Source organism: Cryobacterium mannosilyticum, assembly GCF_004402705.1.
In the GTDB taxonomy this organism is placed as follows: Bacteria; Actinomycetota; Actinomycetes; order Actinomycetales; family Microbacteriaceae; genus Cryobacterium; species Cryobacterium mannosilyticum.
The window spans coordinates 24407-36804 of sequence record NZ_SOFM01000042.1; the positions used below are offsets into that span (position 1 = coordinate 24407).

At 72.5% G+C, this 12398-nt stretch carries 13 protein-coding genes; 6 read left to right on the forward strand and 7 right to left on the reverse strand.

Annotation, left to right across the window (positions count from 1 at the left end; genetic code table 11):
• Nucleotides 1-6: 6 nt before the first annotated feature.
• Nucleotides 7-882, reverse strand: coding sequence for a fumarylacetoacetate hydrolase family protein (locus E3O32_RS13355; protein ID WP_134510309.1), 876 nt, complete (start codon nt 880-882; stop codon nt 7-9).
• A gap of 48 nt (nt 883-930) precedes the next feature.
• The gene (locus E3O32_RS13360; protein WP_134510326.1) at nt 931-2511 is read right to left on the reverse strand and encodes an AlkA N-terminal domain-containing protein; all 1581 of its coding nucleotides are present in this window, start codon (nt 2509-2511) and stop codon (nt 931-933) included.
• A 268-nt stretch (nt 2512-2779) separates the two neighbouring features.
• Here E3O32_RS13360 and E3O32_RS13365 point away from each other — a divergent pair, with 268 nt between their 5' ends.
• The 5 genes from E3O32_RS13365 to E3O32_RS17905 all read left to right on the forward strand — a co-directional run bounded on the left by E3O32_RS13365 (nt 2780) and on the right by E3O32_RS17905 (nt 7095).
• Nucleotides 2780-4174 (forward strand): FAD-binding oxidoreductase, encoded by a 1395-nt coding sequence (locus E3O32_RS13365; RefSeq protein ID WP_134510311.1) that lies wholly within the window; start codon nt 2780-2782, stop codon nt 4172-4174.
• A 63-nt stretch (nt 4175-4237) separates the two neighbouring features.
• Nucleotides 4238-5455 carry a PrsW family intramembrane metalloprotease gene (locus E3O32_RS13370; protein ID WP_134510313.1) on the forward strand — a complete coding sequence of 406 codons (1218 nt, stop codon included), beginning with the start codon at nt 4238-4240 and terminating at the stop codon, nt 5453-5455.
• A gap of 231 nt (nt 5456-5686) precedes the next feature.
• Nucleotides 5687-6058, forward strand: coding sequence for an FKBP-type peptidyl-prolyl cis-trans isomerase (locus E3O32_RS13375; RefSeq protein ID WP_134510315.1), 372 nt, complete (start codon nt 5687-5689; stop codon nt 6056-6058).
• A gap of 189 nt (nt 6059-6247) precedes the next feature.
• Complete coding sequence (locus E3O32_RS13380) at nt 6248-6670, forward strand: hypothetical protein (RefSeq protein WP_134510317.1); 423 nt, start codon at nt 6248-6250, stop codon at nt 6668-6670.
• Nucleotides 6667-7095: a YkvA family protein gene (locus E3O32_RS17905; RefSeq protein WP_134510319.1), complete on the forward strand. Its 429-nt coding sequence runs from the start codon at nt 6667-6669 to the stop codon at nt 7093-7095. The genes E3O32_RS13380 and E3O32_RS17905 overlap by 4 nt, the downstream gene beginning before the upstream one ends.
• Nucleotides 7096-7184: 89 nt before the next feature.
• Here the strand turns inward: E3O32_RS17905 and E3O32_RS13390 are convergent, their stop codons facing one another.
• The 5 genes from E3O32_RS13390 to E3O32_RS13410 form a co-directional block, all read right to left on the reverse strand.
• Nucleotides 7185-8042 (reverse strand): SDR family NAD(P)-dependent oxidoreductase, encoded by an 858-nt coding sequence (locus E3O32_RS13390; protein ID WP_134510320.1) that lies wholly within the window; start codon nt 8040-8042, stop codon nt 7185-7187.
• A gap of 10 nt (nt 8043-8052) precedes the next feature.
• Nucleotides 8053-8478: a pyridoxamine 5'-phosphate oxidase family protein gene (locus E3O32_RS13395; RefSeq protein ID WP_134510321.1), complete on the reverse strand. Its 426-nt coding sequence runs from the start codon at nt 8476-8478 to the stop codon at nt 8053-8055.
• Between the two features lie 74 nt (nt 8479-8552).
• The gene (locus E3O32_RS13400; protein ID WP_174776518.1) at nt 8553-8909 is read right to left on the reverse strand and encodes a protealysin inhibitor emfourin; all 357 of its coding nucleotides are present in this window, start codon (nt 8907-8909) and stop codon (nt 8553-8555) included.
• A gap of 25 nt (nt 8910-8934) precedes the next feature.
• The gene (locus E3O32_RS13405; RefSeq protein ID WP_174776519.1) at nt 8935-10113 is read right to left on the reverse strand and encodes a M4 family metallopeptidase; all 1179 of its coding nucleotides are present in this window, start codon (nt 10111-10113) and stop codon (nt 8935-8937) included.
• Nucleotides 10114-10206: 93 nt separating this feature from the next.
• Nucleotides 10207-10968, reverse strand: a complete 762-nt coding sequence (locus E3O32_RS13410; protein WP_134510322.1) for an SDR family NAD(P)-dependent oxidoreductase — start codon at nt 10966-10968, stop codon at nt 10207-10209.
• Between the two features lie 107 nt (nt 10969-11075).
• On the opposite strand from E3O32_RS13410, the gene E3O32_RS13415 reads away from it, so the two are divergent.
• On the forward strand, nt 11076-11996 hold the full coding sequence (locus E3O32_RS13415) for an LLM class flavin-dependent oxidoreductase (RefSeq protein WP_134510323.1): 921 nt from the start codon (nt 11076-11078) through the stop codon (nt 11994-11996).
• Nucleotides 11997-12398 lie beyond the last annotated feature (402 nt).

The following is a 12398-nucleotide window of genomic DNA, read 5'->3' on the forward strand; positions in this document are numbered from 1 at the left end:
CCGGGCTCAGAGCGCGCGGCAGTGGGTGGTCAGCAGGCCGATCTTGTCGATCGCCACGGTGACAGTCGACCGGTCCCTGAGGAACACCGGGGGCTTCCGGCTGTAGCCGGCGCCGCCCGGGCTGCCGGTGGAGATGAGGGTGCCCGGAAGCAGGGTCGACGTCTTCGACAGGTAGGCGATGATCTCCGCGACCGTTCGCACCATGTCGCCGCTGGAGGCGTCCTGCAGGAGGCGGCCGTCGACGTGGGTGGTCAGCCACAGGTCCTGCGGATCGCCGACCTCGTCGGCGGTGACGACCACCGGGCCGGTCGGAGTGAAGCCGTCGAAGGACTTGCAGCGCGACCACTGCGCTTCGGAGAACTGCAGGTCGCGGGCGGTGATGTCGTTGACGACCGTGTAGCCGAAGACGTAGTCGAGGGCGTCCTGCACCGCCACGTTCCGGGCGGCCCGGCCGATGATGACCCCGACCTCCGCCTCGTAGTCGACCTGGGTCGTCTGGTCGGTCGCCCAGGTGATGGTCGACTCGTGGCCGGTGAGCGAGTTGGGCCAGAGCGAGAACACGGTCGCCGCCGACTCCGAGCGGAGCTTCAGCTCGGTGGAGTGGGCAGCGTAGTTGGCGCCGATGGCGATGATCTGCGGCGGGCGGAGCACGGCGGAGGAGTACCGCAGCTCGTCGAGCGGGGTGAGGGTGGCGCCGTGCGACACGGCGTTCAGGGCCAGCGCGCGCACCCGGTCGTATTCCTCGTCGCCCTTCTCGATCAGGTCTTGAAGGTCGCGCGGGGCGTCGTCGATGATGTCGTCGAGGAACACCGCCGAGTCGTCGAAAACGGCGGCGAGACGGGGGGTGGACTGGCCATCAACTCTGAGGTGCGCGAATTTCACCTGTTCAGGCTATCGGCCGCCGGAGGGGTTTGCCTGTGGCCGGGCCGTTCAGGCCGGTTCCGGCGCGAAGGCGGGCGTGCCGGCCGCCCGCCACAGGTGCATGCCCGCGTAGCTGCGCCAGGGTGCCCAGCCGGCGCCGGCCGCGGCGAGCCGTTTCGGATCCGCGGGAAGGGACAGCCGCGCGGCTCCCTGCCGCAGGGCCAGGTCGCTGGTGAGCAGGATGTCGGGGCTGCCCAGCACCCGCATGGCCACGTAGCCGGCCGTCCACGGTCCGATCCCGGCCAGCGCGACCAGGTTCGACTCCAGTGTCTCCCTGGCCTGGCCGTAGGAGAGCACCAGGTCGCCGGAGGCGAGGGCCTCGGCGACCCGGATGACCGTGTCGATCCGTGCGGCCGGCCCGCGCAGCACGTCGCGGCCGTCGGCCGCGATCCGGGCGGCGGTCGGGAACAGCCGGGCCAGCCCCTGGCCGGCGCCGGCATCCGGGAACGGGTCGCCGAGGGCCTCGGCGAGGCGGGAGAGCGCCGTGCGTGCGGCCGCGACGGAGACCTGCTGGCCGAGCAGGGCGCGGAACAGGGTCTCCTCCGGGTCCATGCTGCCCGGCAGCCGGATGCCCGGGGTGCCGGCGACCGAGGCGGCCAGAAGCGGATCGGCCGCCAGGGCCAGGTCGATCGCCTGGGCGTCGGCGTCGAGGTCGAGCAGGCGACGCACCCGGCTGACCAGCGGGGCGAGGTCGGCGAGGCTGGTCAGCCGGGCGACGCAGCCGATGAGCGGGGCGGCCGGGGTGCCGGCCAGGGACAGCTCGACCGCGGCGAAGCCGTTCGGCAGCCGGAGGGTGCGAGAGTAGGTGTCCGCGGTGGCCGCCTCGACGCCGGGGATCGCGCGCACGCCGAGGAAGCCGAGCACTCCCGGGCCGTCGAACGGCGCCCGGGCCGGTAGCTGCAGGGTGACGCTTGTGCCGATGCCCGGCTCGCGGGCCGGTTCGTCGCGCTGTGCGGCGGCCCGCTCGGCCCCGCTCTGGCCGGCGTCGTTCTGGCCGGCGCCGTTCCGGCGGGCCCACTTTTCGTCGGCCTGGTGCGGGTTCGCCTTGCCGGCCCGGGAGGCCGCCTGCATCCTGCTCCGCAGCTCCGACGGCGTGCGTTCGTAGACGGCGGCGATGGTGTCGTTGAACTGGCGGATGCTGCCGAAACCGGCGGCGAAGGCGACCTCGCTGATCGGAAGTCCCGTGCCGAGCAGCAGCCGGGCGGTCTGCGCTCGGTGCGCCCGGGCGAGGGCGAGCGGGCCGGCGCCGAGCTCGTCGACGAGCACCCGGGTGAGGTGCCGTTCGCTGTAGCCGAGCCGCGCGGCCAGCCCGTTCACGCCCTCCCGCTCGACCGCGCCGTCGGCGATCAGCCGCATCGCCCGGGCGGCGAGGTCGTCACGGATGTTCCAGTCGGGCGAGCCGGGCACGGCATCCGGCAGGCAGCGTTTGCAGGCGCGCAGGCCGGCCTCGTGGGCGGCGGCGCTGGTGAGGTAGAACGACACGTTCGACGGCTTCGGGGTGACGGCCGGACAGCTCGGCCGGCAGTAGATCCCGGTGGAATGCACACCGGTGATGAACTGCCCGTCGAACCGGGAATCCCGGGACGACATCGCGCGGTACCGCTCGGCGAAGTCCGGGTCGGCGGCCCCGGCTCCTGTCGCGGCGCGCGCCCCGGTGGGGGGAGCCACGGGCCGGCGGGGCGCAGGCCGGCGGGGCGCAGGCTGGCTGGGCGCCTGCTGGCTGAGTTCGGGCGGCTTCACGCTCCCAGCCTGACAGGTCCGGGACCACCCCGATAGCGGGAATCGGACATCACCGCGCCCGGGCCGCTCCGGGAGGCACCGGGTGCCGGGCAGTCCGGCCGGCCGGTACTGTGGCGGGATGACCGCATTGGAGCGACTGCAGGCCGAACTGGGCACCATCGTGAGCGTCGACCCGGCCGAGTTGTCGGCCGCCCGCGCCGACAAGTCCGGGTGGGTGGCCGCCGGGCTGCCGCTGGCGGTGGTGCGGGCCGGAACGGTCGAGCACGTGCAGGCGACGCTGCGGATCGCCTCGGAATGGCGCGTCCCGGTGGTCACCCGCGGCGCCGGGACCGGCCTGGCCGGGGGAGCCTGCGGCACCGACGGGTCGATCGTGCTCAGCGTCGCCGGGATGAACCGCATCCTCGAGATCCGGCCGGAGGACGAACTGGCGGTGGTCGAACCCGGCGTGATCAACCAGCAGCTGAACGACGCCCTCCTCGAGTACGGCCTCTGGTTCGCCCCCGACCCGGCCAGCAAGGCCATCTCCACCGTGGGCGGCAACATCGCGACCAACGCGGGCGGGCTGCTCTGCGCGAAGTACGGCGTGACGAGGGAGGCCGTGCTCGGGCTGACGGTTGTGCTCGCCGACGGCAGCCTGCTCCGCACCGGGCGGCGCACCGTCAAGGGCGTCACCGGCTACGACCTGACCGCGTTGCTGACCGGGTCGGAGGGCACCCTGGGCGTGATCGTCGAGGCGGTCGTGCGCGCCCGGGCGATCACCGCGGGGGAGACGGTGACGATCGGGGCGGTGTTCGCCGACGTCGCCGGGGCCGCCGCGGCATCCGCCCAGGTCACGGCGGCCAGGATCCGCCCGGCCGTGATGGAACTGATCGACCCCGTCGCCCTCGCCCTGATCGCGGCGCACCTCGGGCCGGCGGCGTCGGCCGGGCTGCCGCTCGGCCGGGGCGCGTTCCTGCTGCTGCAGACGGACGGGCCGGCCGCCCGGGCGGAGGCCGAGCAGGCCGTGGCCGTGCTCCGCGCGGCGGGCGGCGAGGCCCGGGTCTCCACGGATGCCGCCTCGGCCGAGCGACTGCTCGCCGTGCGGCGGGCCGCTCACCCCGCGCTGGCAGCCCACGGCCAGGTGCTGATCGAGGACGTCTGCGTGCCGCGGTCCCGGATGAAGGAGATGTTCGACCGGATCGCCGAGATCAGCGCGCGCACCGGCGTGCCGATCCCCACCATCGCCCACGCCGGCGACGGCAACCTGCATCCGAACTTCGTCATCCCCGTCGGCCGGCTCCGCGGCGACGACGACCAGGTGGTCCCCGAGCCGATCTGGGCGGCGGCGGGTGAACTGTTCCGGGCCGCGCTCGACCTCGGCGGCACCCTCACCGGGGAGCACGGGGTGGGAGTGCTGAAGCGGCGCTGGCTGGCCGAGGAGCTCGGCGACACGAGCTTCGACCTGCAGCGACGGATCAAGACCGTGTTCGACCCGCTGGGCATCCTGAACCCCGGCACCATGTTCGCGTCCTGACCACGGGACCGGGTTCACCGGTCGGCGGCGCGGAACGCCACGGCCACCAGTAATGTGTTGCGCATGGCCTTCGAGACCCCGGTACCCGAACGATCCCCGGCCGCCCCCGAGGTGAACCCGGCGCTCCACCCGGTGCGGCAGGTCTGGACCACTCCGGTGCGCCGCCCCCGCGCTGCCGCGGTCGCGCTCGCGATCGTCGGGATCGTCGTCGCCGGTGCGGCGCTGCTGCTCGTCCTGGTCTACCTCTCCACCTTCCTCGGCCCCGGCGCGCTGCTCATCTGCCTCGCGCTGGCGCTCGTGCCGCTCAGCGTGATCCTGCTCGCGGTGCGCTGGATCGACCGGTGGGAGCCTGAGCCGAGGCCGGCGCTCTGGTTCGCGCTGCTCTGGGGTGCCGGGGTGTCCGTCGTCTCCGCCCTGGTCTTCGACCTCGGGGTCAAGCTGGCCCTGGCCGCCACCGGCGCGGCCGCGACCGGCGACGGCGCCGACTTCCTCACCGGCGTGATCCAGGCGCCGATCGTCGAGGAGACCGCGAAGGGCGCCGGCATCCTGCTGCTGTTCTGGGCGATGCGGCGCCACTTCGACGGGCCGGTCGACGGAGTGGTCTACGCCTCGACGATCGCGGCGGGCTTCGCCTTCTCCGAGAACATCCAGTACTTCGGGGTCGCGATCATCGAAGGCGGTGCTGGGACCCTCGGCTTTACCTTCCTGGTGCGCGGCGTGCTCTCGCCGTTCGCCCACGTCATGTTCACCGCGTGCACCGGCATCGCGTTCGGGCTGGCCACCCGCCGCCGGGCCGGGGGCGCGGTCGGCATCGTGCTGCTCGGGCTGGTCGGCGCCATCGCGCTGCACGCGCTCTGGAACGGGGCGTTCTACCTGCTCGTCGGCGACACCGGCCTGATCTCCTACTATCTGCTCGTGCAGGTTCCGCTGTTCATCACGGCGGTCGTGGTGGTGGTGCTGCTGCGCCGCCAGGAGGAGCGGATCACGAAGCATTGCCTGATGGAGTACGCGGCGGCCGGCTGGTTCTCCGCAGCCGAGGTCGAGATGCTGGCCACCTCGCAGGGGCGGCGGCAGGCGCGGGGCTGGGCGGCGCGCCAGAGCCGGGACCGGCGCACCGGGATGCATGATTTCATCACGGATGCCACCCGCCTCGCCTTCGCCCGCCAGCGGTTACTCAACGGCAGCGCCGGCAACGTCGACCGGGCCGACGAGGCAGACCTTCTAGCGCTGGTGCAGCACGATCGGGCCGCCCTGGTCGGCACCGCCGGACCGGTGCGCTGACCGGGGCACGCGGCATCCGCCCGGGTTGACCCGCGCGGCAGCTCCGCGGCGGGTCCCTGGCAGACGGCGGGTCCCTGGCAGACAAAGAACTCGCCGCCCGGTGGTGTGGCGATGCCGACGACTCTCCCGGAGCGGCGAGTTACTGACTTCATAGTGCGCCTCCCGGCCCCGTTCGCGCAAGGGGGAATTTCCCGGTGTGCGATCGGCGGCCGGATCGGGTTGGATAGGACCATGACTGATTTGAACTCCAAGCCCGAACTCGACGCGCCGGAGGGCCCCGCGCCCGAGGCCCTCACCGTTACCGACATCGTGGTTGGCGAGGGCGCCGAGGCGACCCCCGGCGCCACCGTCGACGTGCACTACCTTGGCGTCGAGTACGACACCGGGGACGAATTCGACTCGTCGTGGAGCCGCGGCCAGTCGATCAACTTCCCCCTTCGCTCCCTGATCGCCGGCTGGCAGCAGGGCATCCCCGGGATGAAGGTCGGCGGGCGCCGCAAGCTCGTCGTGCCGCCGCACCTGGCCTACGGCCCCGCGGGCGGCGGACACCGCCTCTCCGGCCAGACCCTGATCTTCGTGATCGACCTGCTCGGCGTCAGCTAGGACTCGAGCACCGGTGGTCGAGCCTCCGGTAGTCGAGCACCGGTGGTCGAGCCTCTCGAGACCCGCCCAAGGGGCTGGTCTGGGCACGCTCGACCACCGGGATGCGGCTCGACCGCACGGAGCCGGCGCTGCTGCGGGTTCCGGGAAGATGGTTACCCCGATAACGCTCGTGGGCGGAGATAATGGGCCATGATCTCAATCGACTGCGCACGCGCCCTGGCCGACGCCGGGCTGCGCTGGCGCCCGGTCTCGGGAGACGCTTTCCGGATCGAACGTTCGGGCTTCGAGAACGACGTCTTCACGGTCAGCGACATGACCATCGAACCGCACGAGTTCGACACCGGCACCATCCTCGGCTTCAACGGCACCACCGAGTGGGCACTCGATTCGCTGGCCCTCGAGGACGCGCTCTGGCTGCCGCGCGAGGACCAGGTGCGCGACCTGCTCCGCAGCACCTTCCGCTCGCTCACCCGGCTCGGTCAAGACGTCTACCGGGTGCGGATCGCCGTGGCCGGCGCCGACGAGAGCCATGACGCGGCCGACCCGGCGGATGCCTACGCCCTGGCGCTGCTGCGGCTGATCCGGCTCTCCGGCGACGACCTGGTCTCGTGAGCCCGACCGGCCCCGAGTGGTGGGAGATCGTGCTCGGCGTTGCCGGCGGCATCCTGCTGCTGTGGCTGTGGCTGGTGCTGGTCGGCCTGCTCTGGAGGGCGGCCCGCAAACAATCCGACCCGACCCGGCTGCGAGACGCCCTGCGCCTGATCCCCGACGTGGTGCGGCTGCTTCGGCGCCTGGCGGCCGACCGGACCGTTTCGGCCGGGGTGCGGGTCTGGCTGGTCGTGCTCCTCGGGTATCTCCTCTCGCCGATCGACCTGGTGCCGGACTTCATCCCGGTGCTGGGCTACGCGGACGACGCGATCATCGTGGCCCTCGTGCTGCGGTTCGTCACCCGCCGCGCGGGCGCGGAGGCGATCGAGCGGCACTGGCCCGGCACTCCGCAGGGACTCGCGGCGCTGCGCACCCTGGCCGGGATCTGACCAAGAGCCTGGCTCCCCGAGCCGGTGGGCCGGGGCCGGGGCCGGGCGATCCGGTCGCTGGGCGATCCGGTCGCTGGGCGATCCGGTCGCTAGGCGATCCAGCCGCTGGTGAGTCGCTGCACGGCCGAGCCGTCGAGGTCGGCGAGCTTGACGCCGACGAACTGGCGGGCGGCATCCGAGGTCTGCACCCGGAAGGGCGGGACGTCGCCGTCGAGCAGGGCGGCGACCACGGAACCGGCGCTCTCGGCCGTCTGCGCCGAGGCGAACGAGGAGCCCGCGCGGGCGAGGTAGGCGGCGAGGCCGGCCGCGTACGGGTCGCCGACGGCAGCCGGCGCGGTCGGATCGAAGCCCACGTTGGCGACGAACGAGGTCGCGACGGCGCCGGGCTCGACGACGGTCACCGACACGCCTGCCGACCGGACCACGGGCGCGAGGCTCTCCATGAATCCCTCCACGGCGAACTTCGCGGCGCAGTACGCCTCGTTGAACGGCTGCCCGATGACCCCGCCGACGCTGGTCACGGTGATCAGCCGGCCGTGGCTCGTGCGCAGATGGGGGAGCGCGGCCCGGGTGACTCCCACGACCCCGAAGAAGTTCACTTCCATCACGGCCCTGACCTGGTCGATGGTCTCGTTCTCGATCGTGCCCAGGTGGCCGGAGCCGGCGTTGTTGACCACGGCGTCGAGGCGGCCGTAGCGGCCGACGATCCCGGCGACCACCTCGGTCACCGACTGTGCCTCGGTCACATCGAGGCGGCGGATGTCGAGGGTCACCCCGGCCGCGTCGGCGGCGTCGAGCAGCGCCCGCGTGCCCTCGAGGTTGCGCATGGTGGCCACGACGGTGTGGCCGGCCTGGGCCGCCGCGATCGCGGCGTGCAACCCGATTCCCGAGGAGGTACCGGTGATCAGGACGACGTTGGGCGTGTGTCCGGCAGGTGAGTTCGTCATGCGGGCGAGCCTAGTAGCGGTCGGGCTCCGGGCCGAGCTGGAAGCGCCGCCCGGTGATCACCTGCGGGGTGATCTCCACGTAGATGTACTTGAGGGTGGGGATGAGGGGCCGCAGCGGCAACTGGTCGGCGGCCTCGATCTCGTGCTGGGTGTCGAGCACGCGGGCTTTTCCCCGCACGACGACGCTCCAGGCCTCGTCGCGGCCGATTCCGTCGGTCTCGAAGGCGACCTTGTCGTTCACGGTGAGTTCGAGCAGTTTCGTGCCCTCGGCCGTTCGGAAGACCAGCCGCCGGTCGGAGGCGATGAAATTGACCGGGTAGATGTCGGGTTCCCCGGAGATGCTCATCGCGAGGCGCCCGAAACTCGACGAGATCAGGAGCTCCCAGCATTCGTCTTCGCTGAGGTGCCGGACCGGATACAGGTCGTTGGTTTCCATGCCCCATATTCCCACGCCATCGGGTCGGATGCGAGCATGTGTCCCGGCAATCCGCCGCCGGGCCCGGGCAGCGGTCATCCGGGAGGCTGGGAGTCGGCTCCAAACCCGCCGAGTGGCGAGTCAGGGGGATGACCGGTCCCGGCCGGCCGTGGTCCTGGCCCGGATTCGGCCCGCTGGGACGCCGTGACCCGGTCGACGAGTTCCTTCCACGGCCCGCAGACCTGCGGTTCGGCGAGGACCACCTCGTTCGGTGCGCACCGGATGCGGTAGACGAACCGGTCCGGTTCGGGTGCCCGCGCGCTCACCTCGGCCCAGGGCAGGGCCGTGATCAGCTCGGCCCAGTCGGCGGCGTCGGGCTGCGCGTCGACGTCGACCTCCCAGGTGGTGCGGATGCCGGCGATGCCCCCGCTCCGTGACACGACGACCTTCATGCGGCCGATGCTACTCCGGCCGTTGCTACTCCGGGCGCTGTTGCCCCGGGCGCTGTTGTTCTGGGCGCTGTGCTTCCGGGCGCGTCGTCCCGCCGGGTCGGCCGGTCCCGAGCCCGGCCGCCAGGCCGGAGCCGAGGCCGACCGTGGTCCAGCCGGCCACGACCGCCCGGTGTTCCTCCGATCCGATCCCGTAGCGTTTCACGGCCGCGCGGGCGGTGGCCCGGGCGAAGGCGGCGAAGGTGACGGAGTTGCCGAGCGTGCCGCTGGTCAGGGTGTCGTACCAGATCTGCCCCGGCGCCTCCCACGCGTTGCCGCCGAGGGCCTCGGCGACCAGGTAGAACGCCCGGTTCGGGATGCCGGAGTTCAGGTGCACCCCGCCGTTGTCGTCTTCGGTCTCCACGTAGCCGGCCATGCTGTCCGGTTGCGGGTCTCGGCCGAGCAAATCGTCGTTGTAGGCGGTGCCGGGTGCCTTCATCGACCGCAGGGCGACCCCCTGCACCTGGTCGGTGAAGAGTCCCTCGCCGATCAGCCAGCCGGCCTCGGCCGTCGACTGGCCCCGCGCGTGCTGTTCGACGAGCGAGCCGAACACGTCGGACATCGACTCGTTGACGGCCCCGGACTGGCCCTGGTAGGTGAGATTCGCGGTGAACTGGGTCACACCGTGGGTGAGCTCATGCCCGATCACGGTCAGCGACGCGGTGAACCGGTTGAACACCTGGCCGTCACCGTCGCCGAAGACCATGCGTTCGCCGTCCCAGAAGGCGTTGTCGTAGTTGCGCCCGTAGTGAACGGTGGCGTCGAGGGACAGCCCGCGGCCGTCCACCGAGTCCCGCTGGAAACGGCTCCAGAACAGGTCGTGCGTGCTGCCGAGCCCGTCCCAGGCCTCCTGGACCGTGACGTCGGGCACGGGAGGATGCCCCTCGGACCGCACCAGGCGACCCGGCAGGCGCTCGAGGCCGGCGGCATCCGACACGCTGCGGTCGATCCGACCCGGCACCCGCGCCGGCCCGCCGCCTCGCACGTCGGGCCGGTGGGGCGGATGCGCCACCTCGCGGTGGGTGCGCAGCGGGGAGTCGCGGAGCAGGGACTGGCGGGCCGCCTCGGCGGCCGCGGCGAACCGCGGGTCGTCGAGCCGGGCGAGCCGCACCAGCAGATAGGGCGGGACGATGGCGCATCGGGTCGGGGCGTGCACGCTTCCTGTCATGGCTCGAGTGTGTCACCTGCCGGTGACAGGCGCACCCCTTGCGCCCCCATTGCTCCGGGCACTCGGACGGGGACGCGCGCGCCGCGCTGCCGGTCAGATCGCGGACCAGCCGCCGTCGGAGGCGAGCACGGTGCCGGTGACGTTGGCCGAGTCGTCGCTGGCCAGCCAGGTGATGGCCGCGGCCAGCTGCTCGGACGTCGCTATCGGCGGCACGATCGATTGCAGGATCGGGCCGAGGGCCTCGCCGGCCAGGGCCGACTTGAACGGCGCCTCGATGTTGGTGGCGACCCCGCCGGGAGCCACCGCGTTCGAACGGATGCCTTTCGCGGCATACATGACGGAGGTGTTCCGGGTCAGCCCGATCACCGCGTGCTTGGACGCCGTGTAGGCCACTCCGGCGCAGCCGCCCCGGATCCCGGCCTCCGAGCTCACGTTGACGATCGAGCCTGAGCCGGCCTCGAGCATCCGCGGCAGCACCGCGCGGGTCAGCCGCATCACCGCGGTGACGTTCACCCGGAACACCCGCTCCCAGGTCTCGTCGTCGACCTCGCCGAGGGGGAGGAAACCGTCCATGATGCCGGCCACGTTGGCGAGCACATCGATCCGGGGTCCCGCAGCCTCGACAATCCGCTGCGTCGTCTCCTCGCTGCTCACGTCGCCGGCCACGGTGATGAAACCGAGGTCGGGGAACTCCGCCACCAGCTCGCTGAGGCGATCGGCGACGACGTCGGCGGCGACGACGGTCGCACCCTCCTGGGCGAGCCGGATGGCGGTCGCTCGCCCGATGCCCGACCCGGCCCCGGTGACGATGGCGGTCTTCCCGGCGAAGCGGTCGGCGGAGGGTGCGGCGCTCATCTGGTGCTCCTTTGCTGTGCGCGCCCGCGATGAGCGTGCGCCCCAGTTATAGCACCGGCCTCGGCGGCTGAAAAGACTGCGGCGGATGCGGTCCGTAGACTCGCAGCATGCGTTTCGGAATCGTCATCCTCCCGCAGGACCCGTGGCGGGTCGCCAGGCTCAAATGGGAACGGGCGGAGCAGCTCGGATTCGACCACGCCTGGACCTACGACCACCTGTCCTGGCGCAGTCTGGCCGACCAGCCGTGGCACGCGACCATCCCCACGCTCACGGCGGCGGCCGTCGTGACCGAGCGGATCCGGCTCGGCACCTTCGTCTCCTCACCGAACTTCCGGCATCCGGTGCCGTTCGCCAAGGAACTCGCCACCCTCGACGACATCGCGGACGGCCGCCTGCTCCTCGGCGTGGGCTCGGGCGGCACCGGCTTCGACGCCTCCGTGCTCGGCCAGCCCGGGTACTCTCCGCGCCGGCGCCACGAGCGGTTCGCGGAATTCGTCGACGCGCTGGACGTGCTGCTCCGCCACGAACAGCCCGGCGGCACCGGAACCAGCACCGGCAGCACGGGTATCAGCTTCGTGGGCGAGTGGGCCAGCGCCGTCAATGCCCGGATGGTCGGGGAGCCCCGCCAGCGGCCCCGGCTCCCGTTCGTGATCGCGGCCAACGGGCCGAAGGGGCTGCGCCTGGCCGTGCGGCACGGCGCCGGCTGGGTCACCACGGGAGCCGACGGCGTCAGCGGCGACGACTGGTGGGCCTCGGTCGAACGGCTTGCGGCCCGGCTCGACGAGACCGCCCGCGCCGAGGGGCGCGACCCGGCCACGATCGACCGGTACCTCAACCTCGACAGCGGTGGGTCGTATTCGCTGGCGAGCGTGGCGGCGTTCGACGACGCCGTCGGCCGGGCCGCAGCGCTCGGCTTCACCGATGTGATCAGCCACTGGCCGCGCGCCGACGGCATCTATGCCGGCTCGGAGGCCGTGCTCGACGAGGTGGCCGCGAGCATCCGCCGGCGGCGCACGGCTGCGGCCTGACCGCCTCCGGTCGGGCGTGGGGCGGCCAGCGCCGGCCCGGCGTTCGGACCCTGGTCGAACCCTTTCAGACGGTGAGGGAACAGACCGGTGATTCCTCGGCCGGAGGACGTCGATGAACGCAACCTGGACCTCGCACACGCCCCCGTCGAATTCGACGGAGATTTTTGCCAGATCGCCCTCTGTGGGGCGGTTTTCGGGCGGCTGAGCCCAAAATCTCCGTCGAATTCGACGGGCCGAGCGGATGCCTCGTGCGGCAGGCCCGCGCGGCGGGGGCACCATCCCGGGGTGCCCCTGTGCACCCGTGCGACGCCGAGCGCTCCATTTGTGCCGCTGCGCGCCGGGCGCACCCGGAGCGCAGCGGCGCAGGTGGCGCGCTCGGCGCCGGCGCCGGCGCCGGCGCCG

Coding starts and splice junctions, on each gene's coding strand:
- E3O32_RS13360 (WP_134510326.1), bottom strand. CDS start 2,511: ATGTCGTCCCGGGATTCCCGGTTCGACGGGCAGTTCATCACCGGTGTG.
- E3O32_RS13365 (WP_134510311.1), top strand. CDS start 2,780: ATGACCGCATTGGAGCGACTGCAGGCCGAACTGGGCACCATCGTGAGC.
- E3O32_RS13370 (WP_134510313.1), top strand. CDS start 4,238: ATGGCCTTCGAGACCCCGGTACCCGAACGATCCCCGGCCGCCCCCGAG.
- E3O32_RS13375 (WP_134510315.1), top strand. CDS start 5,687: ATGACTGATTTGAACTCCAAGCCCGAACTCGACGCGCCGGAGGGCCCC.
- E3O32_RS13380 (WP_134510317.1), top strand. CDS start 6,248: ATGATCTCAATCGACTGCGCACGCGCCCTGGCCGACGCCGGGCTGCGC.
- E3O32_RS13390 (WP_134510320.1), bottom strand. CDS start 8,042: ATGACGAACTCACCTGCCGGACACACGCCCAACGTCGTCCTGATCACC.
- E3O32_RS13395 (WP_134510321.1), bottom strand. CDS start 8,478: ATGGAAACCAACGACCTGTATCCGGTCCGGCACCTCAGCGAAGACGAA.
- E3O32_RS13400 (WP_174776518.1), bottom strand. CDS start 8,909: ATGAAGGTCGTCGTGTCACGGAGCGGGGGCATCGCCGGCATCCGCACC.
- E3O32_RS13405 (WP_174776519.1), bottom strand. CDS start 10,113: ATGACAGGAAGCGTGCACGCCCCGACCCGATGCGCCATCGTCCCGCCC.
- E3O32_RS13410 (WP_134510322.1), bottom strand. CDS start 10,968: ATGAGCGCCGCACCCTCCGCCGACCGCTTCGCCGGGAAGACCGCCATC.
- E3O32_RS13415 (WP_134510323.1), top strand. CDS start 11,076: ATGCGTTTCGGAATCGTCATCCTCCCGCAGGACCCGTGGCGGGTCGCC.